A 20,210-nucleotide genomic window follows, 5' to 3' on the forward strand; every position below is an offset into this window, starting at 1 on the left:
CAGGGTCGATGAGCGACGAAGCGCCCACTTCATCCCCGATTTTACCCGTCGAGAAACCGGCCGCCTACCGTGTTCTGGCGCGCAAATACCGCCCCAAGGACTTCTCCGACCTGATGGTCGGCCAGGAGCCGATGGTGCGCACGCTCACCAACGCCTTCGAAACCGGCCGCATCGCCCAGGCCTATATGCTGACCGGTGTTCGCGGCGTCGGCAAGACGACGACGGCGCGTATCCTGGCACGGGCGCTGAACTACAAGACCGCCGAGATCGACAAGCCCACCATCGACCTTCGCGTCCCCGGCGAACATTGCCAGGCGATCATGGACGGCCGCCATGTCGACGTGATCGAGATGGACGCCGCCTCGCATACCGGGATCGACGACATACGTGAGATCATCGAGCAGGTACGCTATCGGCCGGTCTCCGCGCGCTACAAGGTCTATATCATCGACGAAGTGCACATGCTCTCGACGCAGGCCTTCAATGGCTTGCTGAAGACGCTCGAGGAGCCGCCGGAGCATGTGAAGTTCATTTTCGCGACGACCGAAATCCGCAAGGTTCCGATTACCGTCTTGTCGCGCTGCCAGCGCTTCGATCTCCGGCGCATCAGCGCTTCCGATCTGGTCGGCCTTTTCTCCACCATTCTCGGCAAGGAGGGAGTGCCCTTCGATCCGGAGGCGCTGGCGATGGTGGCGCGGGCAGCGGAAGGCTCGGCGCGCGACGGCCTGTCGCTGCTCGATCAGGCGATCGCCCATGGCGGCGGTTCGGTCGAGATCGAAACCGTGCGTTCGATGCTCGGCCTTGCCGACCGGGCGCGGATCGTCGATCTGTTCGAGCATGTCATCAAGGGCGATGTCGCCGCTGCGCTTGGCGAGTTCACGGCGCAATACGAAGCCGGCGCCAATCCGACCGTGGTCCTCACCGACCTTGCCGACTTCACCCACCTCGTGACAAGGCTGAAATATGTGCCCGACGCGGTCAACGACCAGTCGCTGAGCGAGATCGAGCGCACGCGCGGGGCCGAATTCGCCGGCAGCGTTGCCGTGACGACGCTGTCGCGCGTCTGGCAGATGCTGCTCAAGGGCATTCCCGAGGCGGAGAGCTCGGCGCGCCCCGCAGGTGCTGCCGAGATGGTGCTGATCAGGCTCGCCCATGCCGCCCATCTGCCTTCGCCCGAAGAGGCCGCGCGGCGGCTTCTCGATCTTCCGGGTGGCGAAGGCGGCGGACGCCCGGCCCCGAACGGCGGCGGTGGCGGCGGTGCGCAGGCGCCTGCAGGCACCCCGGTCGAGGCCCGCGCCGTGGAGACGGCCGTTTCGCGTCCAAGCGGCAATGGCGCGACCATGCTGCGCGCCGTGCCGAGCTCCGTGCCGAGCTCCGGGCCCCAGCCGATCGGTATCGGCCGCATCGAAGAGCGCACGGTGGCGAGCGCCGCTCCTAAACCCGAACCGAAGGTTGCTGTCAGTTCCATCGGCGACATCGCCGATCTCTGCGCCAAGAACCGCGACATCAAGCTGAAGACGATGGTGCGCGGTTTCCTGAGGCTCGTGCATATCGAACCCGGCCGGCTCGACGTCAATCTGCCCGACGACGCACCGAAGACGCTGCTGAACGAACTCGCAGTCAAGCTCAAGGAATGGACGGGTATCCATTGGGTCGTGAGCTACAGCCGGGAGCAGGGCGAACCGACGCTGGTCGAGGCCGAGCAGCGCGCGCAGGAGCAGCGCGTCAACGATGCGCGCCAGGACCCGGACGTCGCTGCCATTCTTGCGCGCTTTCCAGGCGCCAGGATCACCGACGTGCGCATCCGCGCGGCGGTAGAGGAGGTCGAGAGCCTCGCTCCGGCCGCGGCCGAATCCGAGGACGGCGACATCGTCCCGGGCGACGACATCGAGTAGCCGCGTCGCACAGGCGCGGCGCTTCAGAGTATTTCCAGGAAAAGCGTGTAACGGTTTTCGTCCGGAAGTGCGTAGGGCCAAAGAATACCAGAGAACAGGAGACGACGATGCGCGACATCATGGGCATGATGGGCAAGGTCAAGGAAATGCAGGCCAAGATGGAGAAGATGCAGGCGGAGATCGCCGCGCTCGAAATCGACGGCACCTCCGGCGGCGGGCTCGTCACCGTCCGTCTCGACGGCAAGGGCCACATGAAAAGCCTTAAGGTCGATCCCTCGCTCTTCAAGGAAGACGATGTCGAGATCCTCGAAGATCTGATCGTCGCGGCCCATAAGGATGCCAAGGACAAAGCCGAGGCGGTGCAGGCGGAAAAAACCCGCGAACTGACCGCCGGTCTGCCGATCCCCCCGGGCATGAAGCTGCCGTTCTGATCCTCGGCCCCGCAGAGGCTGGCGCCAGCCGAGATGCGTGCTATCTTGCGGACCGTTTTCCGGGGGAGGGAGTGACATGACCGTCGCAACGCTGCTCGTCTTTGCCGGGGCGCTGCTGATTGCCGCCGGGTCGCCGGGGCCGAGCATTGCCGCGCTCGTCGCCCGGGTGCTGTCCAAGGGCGCCCGCGACGTCTTGCCGTTCCTCGCGGCCATGTGGATCGGTGAGGCGATCTGGCTCTCCTTTGCGGTTGCCGGTCTCGCGGCGATCGCCGAGACGTTCCATTGGATGTTCGTCGCGATCAAATGGGCGGGCGTCGCCTATCTCCTCTTCCTCGCCTGGAAGATGTGGTCGGCCGAGCCGCAAACGCCCGGCGAAAGCCTGCCGGAGGCGCGTTCGGCATCGAAGATGTTCTTCGCCGGGCTGACGATCACGCTCGGCAATCCCAAGATCATGATGTTCTATGTGGCGCTGCTGCCCTCGATCATCGATCTCGGCTCCGTCACCCTCTTGGGCTGGGCCGAACTGGTCGCGACCATGTTCGTAGTCCTCGTCGCGATCGATGTCACCTGGGTGCTTATGGCCGCAAAGGCGCGGCAGTTCCTCAAGAGCCGCCGGGCGGTAAGGATCGTGAACCGTGCCAGCGCAGGCACGATGGCCGGCGCGGCGGTGGCCATCGCCACGCGCTGAAGCGCTACGATTCCGATTGGCGGCGATAGACGGTTGGTCTAAAAGCCGGGCATGGCAAAGCGAGTCACCGGCCCCGAAATCGAAAAGCTGATCCAGCTCCTGGCGAAGGTCCCGGGCCTCGGGCCTCGTTCCGCCCGCCGCGCGGCGCTGCATCTCGTCAAGAAGAAGGAACAGTTGCTCGGCCCCCTTGCCGAGGCCATGGGCGAGGCCCATCGCAAGGTCAAGATCTGCTCCTGCTGCGGCAATGTCGACACTATCGACCCCTGCACCGTCTGCACCGACGAACAGCGCGACCAGGCGGTGATCATCGTGGTCGAAGACGTCGCCGATCTTTGGGCGCTGGAGCGCGCCGGCGCCATGAACGCCGCCTATCACGTGCTCGGCGGCACGCTGTCGCCGCTCGACGGCATCGGGCCGGAGGATCTGAACATCAGGGGCCTCATCGACCGCGTCGCCAAGGGCGACGTGCGCGAGCTGATCATCGCCGTCAACGCGACCGTCGAGGGCCAGACGACGGCGCATTACATCACCGATCGACTCGAGGGCATGCAGGTGAGGATCACGCGCCTCGCCCACGGCGTGCCCGTCGGCGGCGAGCTCGACTATCTCGACGAGGGAACGCTGGCCGCCGCGCTCCGGGCGAGAACGGTGATTTGAGCATTCGCCTCCGCAGCTTCAGTTTCAAGGAAAAGAAATGCTGAGATTCCTTTCCATTCTGCTCCTGGCCTGCCTGTCTTTCGCTACCTTCTCCTTCGCCGCTTCCAAGGCCGACGTCGAAGCGCAGTTCCGGCAGTGGCTTCGAAACGATCTCTGGCCGGAGGCGCAGAAGGCCGGCGTATCGAATGCGGCCTTCGAAGCAGCCTTCGAGGACGTCCGGCTCGACTGGGACCTGCCCGACCTCGCGCCGCCCGGCTTTCCGAAACCGAAGCAGCGCAAGCAGAGCCAGGCCGAATTTTCCTCTCCCGGATCCTATTTTTCGGAAAAGCGCCTGCAGGGTCTTGCTGCGACGGGCCGCAGCCTCGCCTCCGCCCACGCCTCGACCTTGAAGCGGATCGAGAGGACCTATGGTGTTCCCGGTCCGATCGTCCTTGCCATATGGGGCAAGGAATCCGGCTTCGGCCGGGCGAAGATCCCGCATCCGATCATGGATGTGCTGGCGACCAAGGCTTTCATGTCGACCCGGCCCGAGCTTTTCCGGCGCGAACTGATCGCGGCGCTGCATATTCTCGAAAGCGGTGACGTCAAGGAGGCGCAGATGCGCGGTTCCTGGGCAGGTGCCATGGGCCAGCCGCAGTTCCTGCCTTCGAGCTTTCTGAAATACGCCGTCGATTTCGACGGGGACGGACGCCGCGACATCTGGAATTCCGTGCCGGACAGCCTCGCTTCGATTGCCAATTATCTGGCGCAGAAGGGTTGGCAGAGCGGGCGCGACTGGGGTTTCGAGGTCGCGATCCCCTCGGGCGTCTCCTGCGCCCAGGAAGGCCCTGACCTTGCCCGCCCGATCGCCGAATGGGCCGGCATGGGGATCGGCCGCATTTCGGGAAAGGCCTTCCCGGCGGCAGAGCGTGCCGCGGCAGGCATGATGCTCGTGCCGGCGGGGACCCATGGACCGCAATTCATCGTCACGCCGAATTTCTACGTGATCAAGGAATACAATAATTCCGATCTCTACGCGCTGTATATCGGCAATCTGGCCGATCGCATCGCTTCCGGCGGCGGTGCCTTCCGCGGCAGATGGGGCGATGTCGGCGGCATGTTGCGATCCGATGTGCTCGCAATGCAGAAGGCGCTGGTCGCGAAAGGCTACGACGTCGGCAAGGCCGACGGGCTGCCGGGCTACAAGACGCGCCGCTCGCTCGGCGACTGGCAGGCGAAGAGCGGCCTCGAGCCGACATGCTTTCCCGATGTTTCGCTGAAAGCAAAGCTTCGGTGAGTGACGTGGCGGATGGGCGGCTCCGCCCTCCTCAATGCATCTCGACGGATCGCTTGTAGCGCTCGTAGTGATCGGGAACGATCGTCTGGCGCTCGATCATGCGATGGACACGCGGCGGGTTCGGGCCGCGATGGAACGCGGTCAGCTTGTCGCCGACGGCGGCGTCGGCCTGGGTGCGCCGCTGATTGTGGCGGACATATTCGACCCAGGTCGGCACGTGGTAGGTCTCGGTCCAGGTGGTCGGGTTTTCGAGGTCGCGCATCAGCGCCCAGTGGCCGGCTCCGTCGCGGATGCGGATGCGCCTCCGCTCCGCCATCGTTTTCAGGAACTCGGGGATGTCCTCATCGGCGATTTCGTAGTCGATCATGACGACGATGGGGCCGCTGCGCGGCTTCAGGTCGAGCTCGAGCAGCGGCTCGTTGAAGCGGTTGAGCGGGTCGAGATTGAGCGACTTGAACTCCGGCAGGGCGAAGCGCAGTCCGATTGCCGCCCCCGCGAGCATCAGCAGACAGGAGCCGATGAGTGCGTTGGCCGCGCCGTATTGTTCGGCAGTGACGCCCCAGAGCCAGCTGCCGCCGGCAATCCCGCCGAAGGTCATGGTCTGGTAGAGCGAAAGCGCCCGGCCGACGACCCAGCGCGGCGTGGAGAGCTGCACCGTCGTGTTGAAGAGCGACAGCGCCAGCACCCAGCAGGCACCGGAAACGGCGAGCACGAGGCAGGTCAGCCAGGCCTGCGAGCTGATGGCCGTGACCAGGGCGCTGAAGGCGAAGCCGGCGAAGGCATAGCGCACGATCGCCTCGCTGGTGAGGAATTCCCTCAGTCTTGCACTCAGGAGCGCGCCGCCGATCGCGCCGACGCCGAAGGCGCCGAGCATGACGCCGTAGGTGAGGGGGCCGCCGCCGACGAGGTCGCGTGCCACCAGCGGCAGCAGTGCAAGTATGGCGCTCGCCGAAAGGCCGAAGGCGAAGCCGCGCACGAGCACTTTACCGATATTCGGCGACATCGCCACGTAGCGCAGCCCCGCAGAAACCGCGCGCCCGAGCGTCTCGCGCGGCAGCCGGTTTTCGGGAGCGACCGGTTTCCACCGAGCGAGCGCGAAGAGAATCGCGAAATAGCTGAGCGTGTTGGCGGCAAAGGCAGCCGCCGCACCCGCGGCCGCCACGATGGCGCCGCCGATCGCCGGACCGACGCTGCGGGTAAGATTGAATCCCATGCTGTTCAGCGCGACTGCAGCCGGCAGGTCGTCGCGCGGAACCATGTCGCCGACCGAGGCTTGCCAGGACGGGTTGTTGAGAGCGGTGCCGCAGCCGAGAAGAAAGGTGAATATGAGCAGTAGCCACGGCGTAACGATACCGTAATAGGCGCAGACGGTGAGCAGCGCCGAGACGGCGAGCATGAAGCTCTGCGCGACGAGCATGATCCGCCGCCGGTCGAAATTGTCGGCAAGTGCGCCGGAAACCAGCGAGAAGAGCATGATCGGCAGCGAGGTCGAGGCCTGCACCAGCGCCACCATGTTCACCGATTGCGAAATGGACGTCATGAGCCAGGCCGCACCCACGGCCTGGATCAGCCCGCCGAAATTGGAGGCAAGGCTCGCGATCCAGATGGTGCGGAAGATGTCGTGCCTGAAGGGCGCCAACGGCGATATGCGGTTCGTCACCTCTGATCTCTTTCGGTTGCTCGTCATGTGGATTGCTTCGTTATAAACCTCGGAACGCGATGCGCCAGACGCTGAAACTTGCGTTCGGGCTGAAAGGTCCGACCCGGCGCCTGCGCGACCCTTGCAATTTACGGCAATGAAGCGTATATGAGCCTCAAATTCTTGATCGGTTAGATGAAGAGTGGGGCCGTGAGGACCCGCTCTTTTTTATTAGCCGGTCCGACGAGGAGAGGATCGTTTGTCCGATACGACAACGGCTGAAAATACGAATGAACCCCGGCTGATTACCGAAACCGGCCTCGACCGGCGTGTTGCCGACATCATCGAGCCGGTGCTCGTGGATATGGGTTTCCGCCTGGTGCGCGTGCGTATGTCCGGTCAGAACGGCCTGACGCTGCAGGTCATGACCGAACGCAACGACGGCACCATGACGGTCGAGGATTGCGAGGAGGTCTCCAAAGCGATCTCGCCGGTTCTCGATGTGGAAGATCCGATCGACAAGGCGTATCATCTCGAAGTGTCGTCCCCGGGGATCGATCGCCCCATGGTGCGCAGGTCCGACTTCATCCGCTGGCAGGGCCATCTGGTGAAGTGCGAGACGTCGGTCATGGTCGACGGGCGCAAGCGCTTTCGCGGCAAGATCGTTTCGGTGGACGAGGATGGCTTCCGGCTCGAGCGCGACCAGCCCGCCTATGGTGAAGAGGCGGCAGTCGCGATCCCGTTCACGGCGCTTTCGGAGGCGCGACTGATCCTGACGGACGAGCTCATCCGCGACGCGCTAACGGCCGACAAGAAAGCCAAGGCCGCGCGCGCCGCCAACGAAAACTTCGAAGACGAAGACACAGACAACGAATAAGGCTGGGTGCGCTTTCGATGCGCCTGCAACAGACGGAGACAAGACATGGCAGTCAGTGCTAACCGGCTCGAACTTCTGCAGATCGCAGATGCTGTGGCACGCGAAAAGGTCATCGACCGTGAGATCGTTCTGGCCGCGATGGCGGACGCGATCCAGAAGGCGGCTCGTTCGCGCTACGGTTCGGAATCGAACATCCGCGCCGACATCAATCCGAAGACCGGTGAAATCCGTCTCCAGCGTCTCCTGGAAGTGGTCGAGAAGGCCGAGGACTATTCGACCCAGATCCCGATCGAGCTCGCCCGCGACCGCAATCCCGATGCAAAGCTCGGCGATTTCATCGCCGATCCGCTGCCGCCCATGGATTTCGGCCGCATCGCCGCCCAGTCCGCCAAGCAGGTGATCGTGCAGAAGGTGCGCGAAGCCGAGCGCGATCGTCAGTACGAGGAGTTCAAGGATCGTGTCGGCGAGATCGTCAACGGCACCGTCAAGCGCGTCGAATACGGCAACGTCATCGTCGATCTCGGCCGTGGCGAGGGCATCATCCGCCGCGACGAGATGATCCCGCGTGAGAACATGCGCTATGGCGACCGCGTCCGCGCCTTCGTCTACGACGTCCGCCGCGAGCAGCGCGGACCGCAGATCTTCCTGTCGCGCACGCATCCGCAGTTCATGGTGAAGCTCTTCACCATGGAGGTGCCGGAAATCTATGACGGTATCATCCACATCAAGTCGGTTGCCCGCGACCCGGGCTCGCGCGCCAAGATCGCCGTCGTCTCCAACGATTCGTCGATCGATCCGGTCGGCGCCTGCGTCGGTATGCGCGGCTCGCGCGTGCAGGCCGTGGTCGGCGAGCTTCAGGGCGAGAAGATTGATATCATTCCCTGGTCGCCGGATCCGGCTTCTTTCATCGTCAATGCGCTGCAGCCGGCGGAAGTTGCCAAGGTGGTTCTCGACGAGGACGCGGAACGCATCGAGGTCGTGGTTCCGGACGAGCAGCTTTCGCTCGCGATCGGCCGCCGCGGCCAGAACGTGCGCCTTGCCTCGCAGCTGACCGGCTGGGACATCGATATCCTCACCGAGCAGGAGGAAAGCGAACGTCGCCAGAAGGAATTCAACGAGCGCACGCAGCTCTTCATGGATGCGCTGGACGTCGACGAGATGGTCGGTCAGGTGCTCGCCTCCGAGGGCTTCGCCCAGGTCGAAGAGCTCGCCTATGTCGAGCTCGACGAAATCTCCTCCATCGAGGGCTTCGACGAGGATACGGCAAACGAGCTCCAGACCCGCGCCCGCGAATATCTCGAAAAGATCGAGGCGGAAATGGATGCCAAACGCAAGGAGCTCGGCGTTTCCGACGAGCTGCGGACGATCGATGGCCTCACCAGCCAGATGCTGGTCGCTCTCGGCGAGGAAGGCATCAAGACGATCGAGGACTTTGCCGGCTGCGCCGCCGACGACCTCGTCGGCTGGACCGAGCGCAAGGATGGCGAGACCAAGCGCTTCGAGGGCATCTTCTCGAAGTTCGAAGTCACCCGGGAAGAGGCCGAAACGATGATCGTGCAGGCTCGCCTGGCCGCCGGCTGGATCACCGAAGAGGATCTGGTCAAGCAGCAGGAGGAGGAGCAGGAGCAGGATGAGACGATCGAGGTCGCCGAAGGCGCGGATCAGGACGCCTGATCGCGATGATCGTCGAGATCGATGCCGACAGCCTGCCTGCGGACAAGGGTCCGAAGGACCGGAACGGCAACAACCGGACCTGTATCGTCACGCGTGAGAGCGGCTCTCCTGAAGAGTTGATCCGCTTTGTCGCCGGCCCCGACGGCGTCGTCGTTGCGGATCTGAAGCGGCAGCTCCCGGGGCGCGGATGTTGGGTCAAGTCCGAGCGGCAGCTCGTAGAAAAAGCGGTGGCGAAGAAGCTCTTCGCCCGCGCTCTTCGCGCCGAAGTGAAGGCGAATGCCGGGCTCGCGGACGAGGTCGAGAGACTTCTCGCCGAGCAGCTCGCGGGCATGATGAACATGGCGCGCAAGGCGGGCCAGTTCATCTCCGGCGCGACGAAGACGGAGCAGGCGGTGCGCGGCCTTGCCGCGCTGGCCGTCTTTCATGCGATCGATGCGGCCGCGGATGGCGTCCGCAAGATCGATCAGGCCCGCAAGGCGATGAGCTTCGTCAGCGAGGACGAAACGGAAATACCCGCTTTCCGCCCCTTCACGGGGGCGGAAATGGAGGGACTTTTGGGAAGTAATGCCTTTATCCATGCCGCAGCGCTTGCAGGGCAGGCAGGTGAAGGTGTAGTGAAGCGCGCAATCATGCTCGAAAAGTACCGAGGATCCGTCCCGGTCCGGGCCGAAGGCGGCGCTGGCAAGCCACAGCAATGAAGCGCGTCACCGGCAGAGACCGGCATAGCGAGCATTGTTTGAGACAATTTGGAAGACAGGGTCAGGGGTTTCGTATCCGGCCCTGATCGCTAGGAACGGAACGGAATGACGGACAACAAAGACGACAAGACACTCAGCGTAGCGGGCAAGAAGACGCTGACCCTGAAGCCCTCCGGGGTGACGCAGGGCACGGTGCGTCAGGATATGGGTCGCGGTCGCACCAAGGCGGTCGTGGTCGAGACCAAGAGAACGCGCGGTCCGCTGAAGCACAAGGACGAGCGCCCGATCACGCCGGTTGCCGCCACGCCTGCCGCCCGCCCGGCTGAGCAGCGTCCGATGCCGCCGCAGCCCTCGGGTCGTCCGGCTCCTCAGCCGCAGCCGCACCAGCCGCGCCAGGAACAGAACCGCCCTCGCGGCGGTGTCGTCCTGAACGACCTCTCTGCCGGTGAGATGGAAGCCCGCCGCCGCGCCCTGGCGGAAGCCCAGATTCGCGACGCCGAGGAAGCCAAGCGTCGCGCCGAGGACGAAGTGCGCCGCCAGCGCGAGGAGGAAGAGCGCCTCGCCCGCGAGAAGGAAGAGGCTGCGCGCCGTGCCGCCGAAGAGGCTGCACGCCCGCCGGTAGAGGCTGAAAAGATCGAGGAGAAGGTCGAGGCTGCAAGTCCCGCCGTCGGCGAACGCCGTGTCGAGACGCGCCCGCAGCCGGGACGCCCGGCTCCGGCTGCAACGCCGGCGGGGCCGGACGGTGCAGCACTTCGCGGCCGCCGCGGGACCGAGAGCGAGGAAGACGAACGCCGCCGCAGCGGCGCCGGTGCTCCCCGCGGCAAGGTCGTGCGTCCGGAGCCGGCCAAGCCCGCTCCCCGTGCAAAGGGTGACGAGGGCCGCCGCCAGGGCAAGCTGACGCTTACGACGGCTGCCGTGGACGAGGATGGCAGCCAGCGCGGCCGTTCGCTTTCGGCGATGCGCCGCCGCCAGGAGAAGTTCAAGCGCAGCCAGATGCAGGAAACGCGCGAGAAGATCTCCCGCGAAGTCGTCCTGCCGGAAACCATCACGATTCAGGAATTGTCGCAGCGCATGTCCGAGCGTGCGGTCGACGTCATCAAGTTCCTGATGAAGGAAGGCCAGATGATGAAGCCCGGCGACCTGATCGACGCCGATCTCGCGGAGCTCATCGCCGGCGAATTCGGCCACACGGTCAAGCGCGTTTCCGAATCGGACGTCGAGGAAGGCATCTTCAACATCTCCGACGTGGACGACGACATGCAGTCGCGGCCGCCGATCGTGACGATCATGGGTCACGTCGACCACGGCAAGACGTCGCTGCTCGACGCCATCCGCCACGCCAACGTGGTTGCCGGCGAGGCAGGCGGCATCACGCAGCACATCGGTGCCTACCAGGTCGAGCAGAACGGCCAGAAGATCACCTTCATCGACACGCCCGGCCACGCGGCCTTCACGGCCATGCGCGCCCGCGGCGCCCAGGCGACGGACATCGCCGTCCTCGTCGTCGCGGCCGACGACAGCGTGATGCCGCAGACGATCGAGTCGATCAACCATGCCAAGGCGGCCGGCGTTCCGATCATCGTGGCGATCAACAAGATCGACAAGCCGTCCGCGAATCCGCAGAAGGTCCGCACCGAGCTGCTTCAGCACGAAGTCTTCGTCGAATCCATGGGCGGTGAGGTTCTCGACGTCGAGGTTTCGGCCAAGAACCAGACCAACCTCGACAAGCTTCTCGAGGCGATCCTGCTGCAGTCCGAAATCCTCGACCTCAAGGCCAATCCGAACCGGACGGCCGAAGGCACGGTGGTGGAAGCCGAGCTCGACCGCGGCCGCGGTGCGGTTGCGACCGTCCTCGTACAGAAGGGTACGCTCACTCCGGGCCAGATTATCGTCGCGGGCGATCAGTGGGGCCGTGTGCGCGCACTCGTCAACGACAAGGGTGAACATGTGAAGGCCGCCGGGCCGTCGACGCCGGTCGAGGTTCTCGGCCTCTCCGGAACGCCGGCGGCGGGCGATCGCTTCGCCGTCGTCGAGAGCGAGAGCCGGGCGCGCGAGATTTCGGAATATCGCCAGCGGCTCGCCCGCGAGAAGGCGGTTGCCCGCCAGTCCGGTTCGCGCGGTTCGCTCGAGCAGATGATGACCCAGCTCCAGACCTCCGGCGTCAAGGAGTTCCCGCTGGTCATCAAGGGCGACGTGCAGGGCTCGATCGAAGCGATCTCCGGCGCTCTGGACAAGCTGGGCACCGACGAAGTGCGCGCCCGCATCGTTCACTCGGGTGCCGGCGGCATCACCGAGTCGGACGTCTCGCTTGCGGAAGCTTCGAACGCAGCCATCATCGGCTTCAACGTCCGTGCCAACAAGCAGGCGCGGGATGCGTCCGAGCGTGCCGGCATCGAGATCCGCTACTACAACATCATCTACGACCTGGTGGATGACGTGAAGGCGGCGATGTCCGGTCTCTTGTCGCCGGAGCGGCGCGAGACCTTCCTCGGCAATGCCGAAATCCTGGAGGTGTTCAACATCACCAAGGTCGGCAAGGTCGCGGGTTGCCGCGTCACCGAGGGCAAGGTCGAACGTGGCGTCGGCGTCCGTCTGGTACGCGACAACGTCGTCATCCACGAAGGCAAGCTCAAGACGCTCAAGCGCTTCAAGGACGAAGTCTCCGAAGTTCAGTCCGGCCAGGAATGCGGTATGGCCTTCGAGAACTACGAGGACATCCGTGCCGGCGACACGATCGAGTGCTTCCGCGTCGAACATGTCACGCGGACGCTCTGATCCGATCCGGCAGGGTATTGGCGAGCGCCGGATCGGCTCCGGCGCTCGCTTTTTTTTGAGTGAGAAGCGCGCGACTCCGCCCGCCTCTCGCATGTTGGAACCGATCGCGTTTCGATGAGGGTTTGATACGCCCGATCGGCGCGGTCCAGGGTGAAACGATGGCCAAATCCACATCCTCCGCTCCGTCCCAGCGCATGCTGCGCGTCGGCGAACAGGTGCGCGCAGCGATCACGCAGGTGCTGCAACGCGGTGAAGTACTCGATCCGCTGATCGAAAACACGGTGATTTCCATTTCCGAGGTGCGCATGTCGCCCGATCTGAAGATCGCCACGGCCTATGTGACCCCACTCGGGGTCGCCGATCACGCGGCGGTTATCGAAGCGCTGAACAGGCATGCGAAATTCATTCGCGGGCGGCTCGGCCCGCAATTGCGGCAGATGAAATACATGCCGGACGTCCGGTTCCGGGACGATACCAGCTTCGACAACTATCAGAAGATCGACTCGCTGCTGCGCTCGCCGGAGGTCAGTCGCGACCTCGATCGCGACGCCGACGACGAAGAGTAAGCGACAGAACCGATGTCCAGACCCCGCAAACCAAAGGGCCGCCCGATTTCGGGATGGCTGATCCTCGACAAACCCCTCGATTTCGGTTCGACCGAGGCCGTATCCAAGATCAAGTGGCTGTTCAAGGCGCAGAAGGCGGGCCATGCCGGCACGCTCGATCCGCTCGCCTCCGGCATGCTGCCGATCGCGCTCGGCGACGCGACGAAAACCGTTCCCTACGTCATGGACGGCCGCAAGATCTACGAATTCACGGTGGCCTGGGGCGAGGAGCGCTCCACCGACGATCTCGAAGGCGAAGCCGTCCGCTCTTCCGCCGCGCGTCCGGAGGAAGAGGCGATCCGCGCCCTGCTGCCGAAATATACCGGCGTAATCGCGCAGGTGCCGCCGCAGTTCTCCGCGATTAAGATCGGCGGCGAGCGCGCCTATGATCTCGCCCGCGACGGCGAAACCGTCGAGATACCGGCGCGGGAGGTGGAGGTCTTCCGCCTGTCGCTCATCGGTTCGGCTCCGAATCTCGCTCACTTCGAGATCGAATGCGGTAAGGGCACCTATGTCCGTTCGCTTGCCCGAGACATGGGCCGCGATCTCGGCTGCTTCGGTCATATCGCGTCGCTGCGCCGCACCTTCGTCGCTCCTTTCGGCGAGGAGGACATGGTGCCGCTCGCCGACCTCGTGGCACTGGAAAAGATCGAGGACGAGGCGGAGCGTCTCGCCGCGCTCGACGCCTATCTGATCGACACGGGGGAGGCCCTGTCAGACCTGCCGCATATCGCGGTCAGCGACGACCAGGCGCACCGGCTCAAAATGGGCAATCCGATCATCCTGCGCGGGCGTGACGCACCGCTGCCCGCGCCCGAGGCCTATGCCACCGTTCAGGGCAAGCTCGTGGCGATCGGTGAGATCGCCGAGGGCGAGTTCCGGCCGAAGCGCGTTTTCGCTTCCCAATAATTCTGCTGGTCGAAAATCGATCTTGCGCGTTTAAAGTCGAGCGGCGCGGCACGCGCGGCGTATACTCGTTGTGCGCCGAAGCCCATATTGTCATTGTGGGCCTGCCGGCCGCGCTCGAATCATGGACGGGCGGCCCGGAAGCACACGGCACCCGCTCCGGTAATGCGGCAGGGAATCGGCAAGAGGCGTACATATGGTGGAAGCGTCAGAGAAGAGCCGGGAAGATGCTTCATCCGGCAGCCTGCAGGCCGCCGCCGGCTTCGTCCGCGATTATCTTCGCAGGCCCTTCAGCTTCTACCTGATCTCGCTGCTGCTGATCGCCATCATACCGCCTTTCATCTTTTCCTTCGTGATCCTGCAGCGCAATCTCGACGCGCAGAGGGAGGAAGTCACGTCTCTGCTGCGCGCTTCCACCGGCTCGGTCACGCGCATCGTCGAACGCGAGGTCGACGGCATGCTGACGACGCTCCGGGTGCTGGCGAAATCCGGCGCCGTGGACCTCGCCGACATGCGAGGCTTATACGACCGTGCATCGGTCGCATTGGCCAACACCGATTCCCACCTGATCATCGTCGACGCCGACCATGATCTTCTCCTGAGCACCCGCGTTCCCTTCGGGACGCCGCTCGGGCAGGCGAAGGATCCGGAGGTCGATCTCGCCCTGCAGAGTACCGCACCGCTGGTTTCAGGGGCTTTCCCGGCCGAAATCGGAGAGGGCTGGGTCTTCACCGTGTATCTGCCGGTCACGACGCCCGACGGAAAGAAGTATCTGCTGGGCCTTAGGCAGGATGCCCAGCGCATGACGAAAGCCGTCAACCGCGACACGCTTTCGCCCGGGTGGAATGCCGCGCTCGTCGACGGAAAAGGCAAGGTGATCGTCTCCTCGGACTCGTCGGTGAAATCCGGCGACCCGTTCTTTCTCGACGAATTGCCGTTGCTCAGCATCGGCGTCAGCAATACCACCGCGAGGGGTGTGGACTATCGCGTCGCGTCCGAGTTTTCGGTGGTGACCGGGTGGCGAATCGTCGCTTGGGCGCCGAGCGCCATCGTCGATCAGCCGATGCTATGGTCCTTCCTCTGGCTCTCCTTCGGCGGGATCATTTTCGCAAGCATCGCGGTCGCCGGTTCATTAACCATCGCGCGGCTGCTCACACAGGGCGTCCGGTTGCTGGCCATGGATGCACGGCGATTGGGAGCGGGCGAGCCCGTCGAAGCGCGCCGCTACATGATCACCGAGGTCGAGGCGGTATCGACCGCGCTCGCAAGCGCAGCGACGGCCAGGGCCAAGGCCGAAGGCGAGATTCGCCTGCTGATGCGGGAGGTCGCGCATCGCGCGAAGAACCAGCTCACCGTCATCCAGTCGATGCTGGCGCAGTCGGCAAATTCGGCCGAGGAGCCGTCGGATTTCGTCGAGGCGTTTCGCAAGCGCCTTGCGGGCCTCGCGCGCTCGACCGACCTCATGGTGGCCAACGCCGCCTCCGGAGTCGACTTCCGCGAGCTCGTGCGCAACCAGCTTCAGCCGTTCATGCCGGCGGAGTCCGACCGCGTCGTGCTCAGCGGACCTGCCCTGCGGCTGGACGCCCAGATGGCGCAGACCCTTGGCATGGCGCTGCATGAACTGGCTACCAATGCCATAAAGCATGGAGCGCTCGCCAACCAGACCGGCATGATCCAGGTCGAGTGGTCGGTGGCGGAGGGTGCGATCGACATTCGCTGGCGCGAGAAGGGTGCCGATATCGTCGCGCCTTCCGGAAAGAAGGCCCGCCGAGGCTTCGGCACGGTCGTGCTCGAGCGCATGCTCGGCCTTGCGCTTCGTGCGGAGCTCGAAAGGACGATGCATGCGGATGGCATCGAATGGCGGATACGCATCCCGCGCGGCGAGGACCTTTCCTCGCAGGAGCCAGGCGGTTGAGGGGCGGATCGTCCTGAGCAAACCACAACAAATGGATACCGGAGCATCGGTGCGCAACCGGAATTGACGGTGCGCGGGAGGCGGTGCCGCGCAGCGGTTTCATGACCCTTTCCTTTTGGAACGGATTCGGTTATAGGCACGCCAGCGAAAGGCGCCGCCTCTTCGTGCGAACGGCCGTAGCTGGACGACATCCCGGCTGCCGGCGACCCTCAAATCCTCGAACGAAAGGATCAAACGATGTCGGTTACTGCAGAGCGCAAAGCTCAGATCATCAAGGAATTCGCAACCGTAGAAGGCGACACCGGTTCTCCGGAAGTTCAGGTTGCCATCCTGACGGAACGGATCAACAACCTGACCGAACACTTCAAGGACCACAAGAAGGACAATCACTCCCGACGTGGCCTCCTCGCGCTGGTTTCCAGCCGGCGCTCGCTCCTCGACTATCTGAAGAAGAAGGACGAGGCGCGCTACACCAAGCTGATCGGTGCCCTGGGCATCCGTCGCTAAACGACTGGTCCGGCGGGTTGCCTCGGCAACCCGCCGGCTTTTTTCTACAGCCCGTGCGCTCTTCAAAAGGCCTAGGGTATTGTACAGGGCGCCACAGCGCCGCGCATCCTATCGGACGCGCAACGTCCAGCGGACCGGATGGGCCGGGATCGCGGATCAACCAATGGCCCGTCATGGGGCAGGATTGCAGGATGCTTCGGCGCCTGCTTGCCGAAGCGGCTGCTATACGCAGCGCGGCAAAGCGGTATGCGGCCGGTTTTCTTTGAAGCCTCCCGTTGTCTTGCCCGTGATGCGCCACCATGCGGCTTTGAGATCGCCCGCGCTTTTTGAGCCGCGGAAGGTCTGTCGCACACGAAGGACAGAACATGTTCGAGACACACAAGGTAGAAATCGAATGGGCGGGGCGTCCGCTCAAGCTCGAAACCGGAAAAATCGCGCGGCAGGCCGATGGTGCCGTTCTCGCGACCTACGGCGAAACCGTCGTGCTCGCCACGGTGGTTTCGGCGAAGGCACCGAAGCCAGGCCAGGATTTCTTCCCGCTCACCGTCAACTATCAGGAAAAGACCTACGCTGCCGGCAAGATTCCCGGCGGCTATTTCAAGCGTGAGGGCCGCCCCAGCGAAAACGAGACGCTGGTGTCGCGTCTGATCGACCGGCCGATCCGCCCGCTCTTCCCGGAGGGCTACAAGAACGATACCCAGGTCATCGTCACGGTCATGCAGCATGACCTCGAGAACAACCCGGACGTCGTCGCGATGGTCGCGGCATCCGCTGCATTGACGCTTTCCGGCGTTCCCTTCATGGGCCCGGTCGGCGGTGCCCGCGTTGGCTACATCAACGGCGAATACGTTCTCAACCCGCATCTCGACGAAATGGACGAATCCACGCTCGACCTCGTCGTCGCCGGCACGCAGGAAGCCGTGCTGATGGTGGAGTCGGAAGCGAAAGAGCTGCCGGAAGATGTCATGCTCGGCGCCGTCGTTTTCGGCCAGAAGGGCTTCCAGCCGGTGATCGACGCTGTCATCAGGCTCGCAGAAGTTGCCGCCAAGGAGCCGCGCGAATTCAATCCGGAAGATCATTCCGCTCTCGAAAACGCGATGCTTTCGATCGCCGAAGACGAGCTGCGCAACGCCTATAAGATCACCGAGAAGGCCGCACGCTATGCCGCCGTGGACGCGGTAAAGGCAAAGGTCAAAGAACATTTCCTGCCGGAAGGCGTCGAGAACCCGGCCCATACCGCCGAAGAGATCGCCGCTGTCTTCAAGCACCTGCAGGCCAAGATCGTTCGCTGGAACATCCTCGACACGAAGAGCCGCATCGATGGCCGCGACCTCGTCACGGTTCGCCCGATCGTCGCCGAAGTCGGCATCCTGCCGCGCACGCACGGTTCGGCGCTCTTTACCCGCGGTGAAACGCAGGCGATCGTCGTTGCCACGCTCGGCACCGGCGAAGACGAGCAGTATGTCGATTCCTTGACCGGCATGTACAAGGAAAACTTCATGCTGCATTACAACTTCCCGCCCTATTCGGTCGGTGAAACGGGCCGCATGGGTTCTCCGGGCCGCCGCGAGATCGGCCACGGCAAGCTCGCCTGGCGCGCCATCCATCCGATGCTGCCGACCACGGAACAGTTCCCATACACGCTGCGCGTCGTTTCCGAGATTACCGAGTCCAACGGTTCGTCCTCCATGGCAACCGTCTGCGGCACGTCGCTTGCACTGATGGACGCGGGCGTTCCGCTCGCCAAGCCGGTTGCCGGCATTGCCATGGGCCTCATCAAGGAAGACGACCGTTTCGCCGTCCTCTCCGACATTCTCGGCGATGAAGACCACCTCGGCGATATGGACTTCAAGGTCGCGGGTACGGACACCGGCATCACCTCGCTGCAGATGGACATCAAGATCGAAGGCATCACCGAGGAGATCATGGGTGTTGCTCTCAACCAGGCCAAGGGAGGCCGCCTGCACATTCTCGCCGAAATGGCCAAGGCCATCTCCGAGAGCCGCGGCCAGCTCGGCGAGTTCGCGCCGCGCATCGAAGTCATGAACATTCCGGTCGACAAGATCCGTGAAGTCATCGGCTCGGGCGGCAAGGTCATCCGCGAAATCGTCGAAAAGACCGGCGCCAAGATCAATATCGACGACGACGGCACCGTCAAGATCGCCTCGGCTTCCGCCAAGGAGATCGAGGCCGCCCGCAAGTGGATCCACTCGATCGTCGCCGAGCCGGAAGTCGGTCAGGTCTATGAAGGCACCGTCGTCAAGACGGCCGATTTCGGCGCCTTCGTCAACTTCTTCGGCGCCCGCGATGGTCTCGTTCACATCTCGCAGCTCGCTTCCGAGCGCGTTGCCAAGACAACCGACGTCGTCAAGGAAGGCGATAAGGTCTGGGTCAAGCTGATGGGCTTCGACGAGCGCGGCAAGGTTCGCCTCTCCATGAAGGTCGTCGATCAGGCGACCGGCAAGGAGATCGTTGCCGAGAAGGGCGAAAAGAAGGACGGCGGCGAAGCCGCCGAGTAAGCCGCTCTCGGCTGAAACCATTCAGGGCGCGGAGCGGATCGCTTCGCGCCCTTTCTCGTGACGAAAACGGAATCGAACCCATGAGCCGCGACGCGCTGAAAACACTGTTCCATCCTTTCGCAACGGGGATCATCGATCCGCCGGGAGAGGGAGAGCGGGTGCTCTTCCTCGGCGCCGAGGCGGGCTACCGCTTGCCGGAGGGCTTTGCTGCGGACGTCTCCGCCGTACAGCCGCTGAAGCCCCTTTACCGCGCGCTGACGGCAGCTCGCGCCGATGTGGCGCCGGTCGCGGCCGGCGACGGCTACGACGCCGCGCTCGTTCTGTGCGGCAGGCACAAGGGCGAGAACGAAGACCGCATTGCGCAGGCGTTGAAACGCACCCGCGCCGGCGCGCTGATCGTGGTCGCCGGCGGCAAGGAGGACGGCATTCAGTCGCTGCGCAAGCGGATCGACAAGTTCGGCTGGGATAGCGACTCGATGCCCAAATATCACGGTGTGGCCTTCTGGTTCACCCGCCCGGAGGAGGTCGCCGAGGCCATCTCGGCGCTCGCCAAGGTCCCGGTGCGCGTCGACGGCCTGTTCGTGGCATCGCCCGGCATGTTCTCGCATGACCGCGTCGATGCCGGCTCGGAACTGCTCGCGTCGCGGCTGCCGCGCGATTTCACCGGCCACGCGGCGGATTTCGGCGCCGGCTGGGGTTATCTCTCGGTCAAGCTTGCCGAGGCTTCGCCGAGCCTCAAGGGCATCGATCTGTTCGAAGCGGATTTCGAAGCACTGGAGGCGGCACGGGCAAACATGGCGGCAAATGCGCCTTCGACGGCGGCTCGCTTCTTTTGGCACGACCTGACGGTGGAAGAGACGCGCGACAAATACGACCTTATCGTCATGAACCCACCCTTCCACGAGGGCCATGCTGCCGAGCCCGCGCTCGGCGCGGCAATGATCAAGGCGGCCGCCAAGGCGCTGAAGCATGGTGGCCGGCTGATGCTCGTCGCCAATCGCGGACTTCCCTATGAGCCGGTCCTGGCGGAGAATTTCAAGGAAATCGGCGAGACCTGCCGCAATGCGCGCTTCAAGGTGCTCTGGGCGAAACGCTGACCCAGTGAACAGCCCCTCATCCGGCCTGACGGCCACCTTCTCCCCGCAAGC

General features: G+C 64.2%; 16 protein-coding genes. 15 read left to right on the forward strand and 1 reads right to left on the reverse strand.

Annotated elements, in window-relative coordinates; all coding sequences use genetic code 11:
- Positions 1–8 precede the first annotated feature (8 nt).
- The 5 genes from AC5J09_RS13300 (at position 9) to AC5J09_RS13320 (ending at position 4,947) form a co-directional block, all read left to right on the forward strand.
- Positions 9–1,895 carry a DNA polymerase III subunit gamma/tau gene (locus tag AC5J09_RS13300; protein ID WP_494297791.1) on the forward strand — a complete coding sequence of 629 codons (1,887 nt, stop codon included), beginning with the start codon at positions 9–11 and terminating at the stop codon, positions 1,893–1,895.
- A gap of 107 nt (positions 1,896–2,002) precedes the next feature.
- On the forward strand, positions 2,003–2,326 hold the full coding sequence (locus AC5J09_RS13305; protein WP_003533413.1) for a YbaB/EbfC family nucleoid-associated protein: 324 nt from the start codon (positions 2,003–2,005) through the stop codon (positions 2,324–2,326).
- A gap of 76 nt (positions 2,327–2,402) precedes the next feature.
- Positions 2,403–3,014, forward strand: a complete 612-nt coding sequence (locus AC5J09_RS13310; RefSeq protein WP_100669865.1) for a LysE family translocator — start codon at positions 2,403–2,405, stop codon at positions 3,012–3,014.
- 51 nt (positions 3,015–3,065) lie between these two features.
- Positions 3,066–3,671 (forward strand): recombination mediator RecR, encoded by a 606-nt coding sequence (recR, locus tag AC5J09_RS13315; protein ID WP_494297792.1) that lies wholly within the window; start codon positions 3,066–3,068, stop codon positions 3,669–3,671.
- Between the two features lie 37 nt (positions 3,672–3,708).
- A complete protein-coding gene (locus AC5J09_RS13320; protein WP_494297793.1) occupies positions 3,709–4,947 on the forward strand; it encodes a lytic murein transglycosylase in 1,239 nt (412 codons plus the stop codon).
- A gap of 31 nt (positions 4,948–4,978) precedes the next feature.
- On the opposite strand, the gene AC5J09_RS13325 is transcribed toward AC5J09_RS13320, so the two are convergent.
- On the reverse strand, positions 4,979–6,634 hold the full coding sequence (locus AC5J09_RS13325) for an MFS transporter (protein ID WP_018093857.1): 1,656 nt from the start codon (positions 6,632–6,634) through the stop codon (positions 4,979–4,981).
- 211 nt (positions 6,635–6,845) lie between these two features.
- Between AC5J09_RS13325 and rimP the strand changes: the two genes are divergently transcribed.
- The 10 genes from rimP (at position 6,846) to AC5J09_RS13375 (ending at position 20,159) form a co-directional block, all read left to right on the forward strand.
- Positions 6,846–7,463, forward strand: a complete 618-nt coding sequence (gene rimP, locus AC5J09_RS13330; RefSeq protein WP_003534362.1) for a ribosome maturation factor RimP — start codon at positions 6,846–6,848, stop codon at positions 7,461–7,463.
- A 45-nt stretch (positions 7,464–7,508) separates the two neighbouring features.
- The gene (gene nusA, locus AC5J09_RS13335; protein ID WP_275596976.1) at positions 7,509–9,137 is read left to right on the forward strand and encodes a transcription termination factor NusA; all 1,629 of its coding nucleotides are present in this window, start codon (positions 7,509–7,511) and stop codon (positions 9,135–9,137) included.
- Between the two features lie 5 nt (positions 9,138–9,142).
- Positions 9,143–9,835 (forward strand): RNA-binding protein, encoded by a 693-nt coding sequence (locus tag AC5J09_RS13340; RefSeq protein WP_003534364.1) that lies wholly within the window; start codon positions 9,143–9,145, stop codon positions 9,833–9,835.
- Between the two features lie 105 nt (positions 9,836–9,940).
- On the forward strand, positions 9,941–12,610 hold the full coding sequence (gene infB, locus AC5J09_RS13345) for a translation initiation factor IF-2 (protein WP_100669860.1): 2,670 nt from the start codon (positions 9,941–9,943) through the stop codon (positions 12,608–12,610).
- Between the two features lie 158 nt (positions 12,611–12,768).
- Positions 12,769–13,176 carry a 30S ribosome-binding factor RbfA gene (gene rbfA / locus AC5J09_RS13350; protein WP_100670045.1) on the forward strand — a complete coding sequence of 136 codons (408 nt, stop codon included), beginning with the start codon at positions 12,769–12,771 and terminating at the stop codon, positions 13,174–13,176.
- 12 nt (positions 13,177–13,188) lie between these two features.
- Entirely contained in the window at positions 13,189–14,124 is a 936-nt protein-coding gene (gene truB, locus AC5J09_RS13355; RefSeq protein ID WP_100669859.1) for a tRNA pseudouridine(55) synthase TruB, read from the forward strand.
- A gap of 193 nt (positions 14,125–14,317) precedes the next feature.
- The gene (locus AC5J09_RS13360; RefSeq protein ID WP_494297794.1) at positions 14,318–16,036 is read left to right on the forward strand and encodes a sensor histidine kinase; all 1,719 of its coding nucleotides are present in this window, start codon (positions 14,318–14,320) and stop codon (positions 16,034–16,036) included.
- A 237-nt stretch (positions 16,037–16,273) separates the two neighbouring features.
- On the forward strand, positions 16,274–16,543 hold the full coding sequence (gene rpsO, locus AC5J09_RS13365) for a 30S ribosomal protein S15 (RefSeq protein WP_003534369.1): 270 nt from the start codon (positions 16,274–16,276) through the stop codon (positions 16,541–16,543).
- Between the two features lie 365 nt (positions 16,544–16,908).
- Entirely contained in the window at positions 16,909–19,062 is a 2,154-nt protein-coding gene (gene pnp, locus AC5J09_RS13370; protein ID WP_411922713.1) for a polyribonucleotide nucleotidyltransferase, read from the forward strand.
- A gap of 80 nt (positions 19,063–19,142) precedes the next feature.
- Positions 19,143–20,159: a class I SAM-dependent methyltransferase gene (locus AC5J09_RS13375; protein ID WP_494297795.1), complete on the forward strand. Its 1,017-nt coding sequence runs from the start codon at positions 19,143–19,145 to the stop codon at positions 20,157–20,159.
- Positions 20,160–20,210 lie beyond the last annotated feature (51 nt).

This window comes from Sinorhizobium sp. (assembly GCF_059070375.1).

Coding starts and splice junctions, on each gene's coding strand:
- AC5J09_RS13375 (WP_494297795.1), top strand. CDS start 19,143: ATGAGCCGCGACGCGCTGAAAACACTGTTCCATCCTTTCGCAACGGGG.
- nusA (WP_275596976.1), top strand. CDS start 7,509: ATGGCAGTCAGTGCTAACCGGCTCGAACTTCTGCAGATCGCAGATGCT.
- AC5J09_RS13310 (WP_100669865.1), top strand. CDS start 2,403: ATGACCGTCGCAACGCTGCTCGTCTTTGCCGGGGCGCTGCTGATTGCC.
- recR (WP_494297792.1), top strand. CDS start 3,066: ATGGCAAAGCGAGTCACCGGCCCCGAAATCGAAAAGCTGATCCAGCTC.
- rbfA (WP_100670045.1), top strand. CDS start 12,769: ATGGCCAAATCCACATCCTCCGCTCCGTCCCAGCGCATGCTGCGCGTC.
- AC5J09_RS13305 (WP_003533413.1), top strand. CDS start 2,003: ATGCGCGACATCATGGGCATGATGGGCAAGGTCAAGGAAATGCAGGCC.
- rpsO (WP_003534369.1), top strand. CDS start 16,274: ATGTCGGTTACTGCAGAGCGCAAAGCTCAGATCATCAAGGAATTCGCA.
- AC5J09_RS13340 (WP_003534364.1), top strand. CDS start 9,143: ATGATCGTCGAGATCGATGCCGACAGCCTGCCTGCGGACAAGGGTCCG.
- AC5J09_RS13360 (WP_494297794.1), top strand. CDS start 14,318: ATGGTGGAAGCGTCAGAGAAGAGCCGGGAAGATGCTTCATCCGGCAGC.
- truB (WP_100669859.1), top strand. CDS start 13,189: ATGTCCAGACCCCGCAAACCAAAGGGCCGCCCGATTTCGGGATGGCTG.
- AC5J09_RS13320 (WP_494297793.1), top strand. CDS start 3,709: ATGCTGAGATTCCTTTCCATTCTGCTCCTGGCCTGCCTGTCTTTCGCT.
- pnp (WP_411922713.1), top strand. CDS start 16,909: ATGTTCGAGACACACAAGGTAGAAATCGAATGGGCGGGGCGTCCGCTC.
- AC5J09_RS13300 (WP_494297791.1), top strand. CDS start 9: ATGAGCGACGAAGCGCCCACTTCATCCCCGATTTTACCCGTCGAGAAA.
- AC5J09_RS13325 (WP_018093857.1), bottom strand. CDS start 6,634: ATGACGAGCAACCGAAAGAGATCAGAGGTGACGAACCGCATATCGCCG.
- infB (WP_100669860.1), top strand. CDS start 9,941: ATGACGGACAACAAAGACGACAAGACACTCAGCGTAGCGGGCAAGAAG.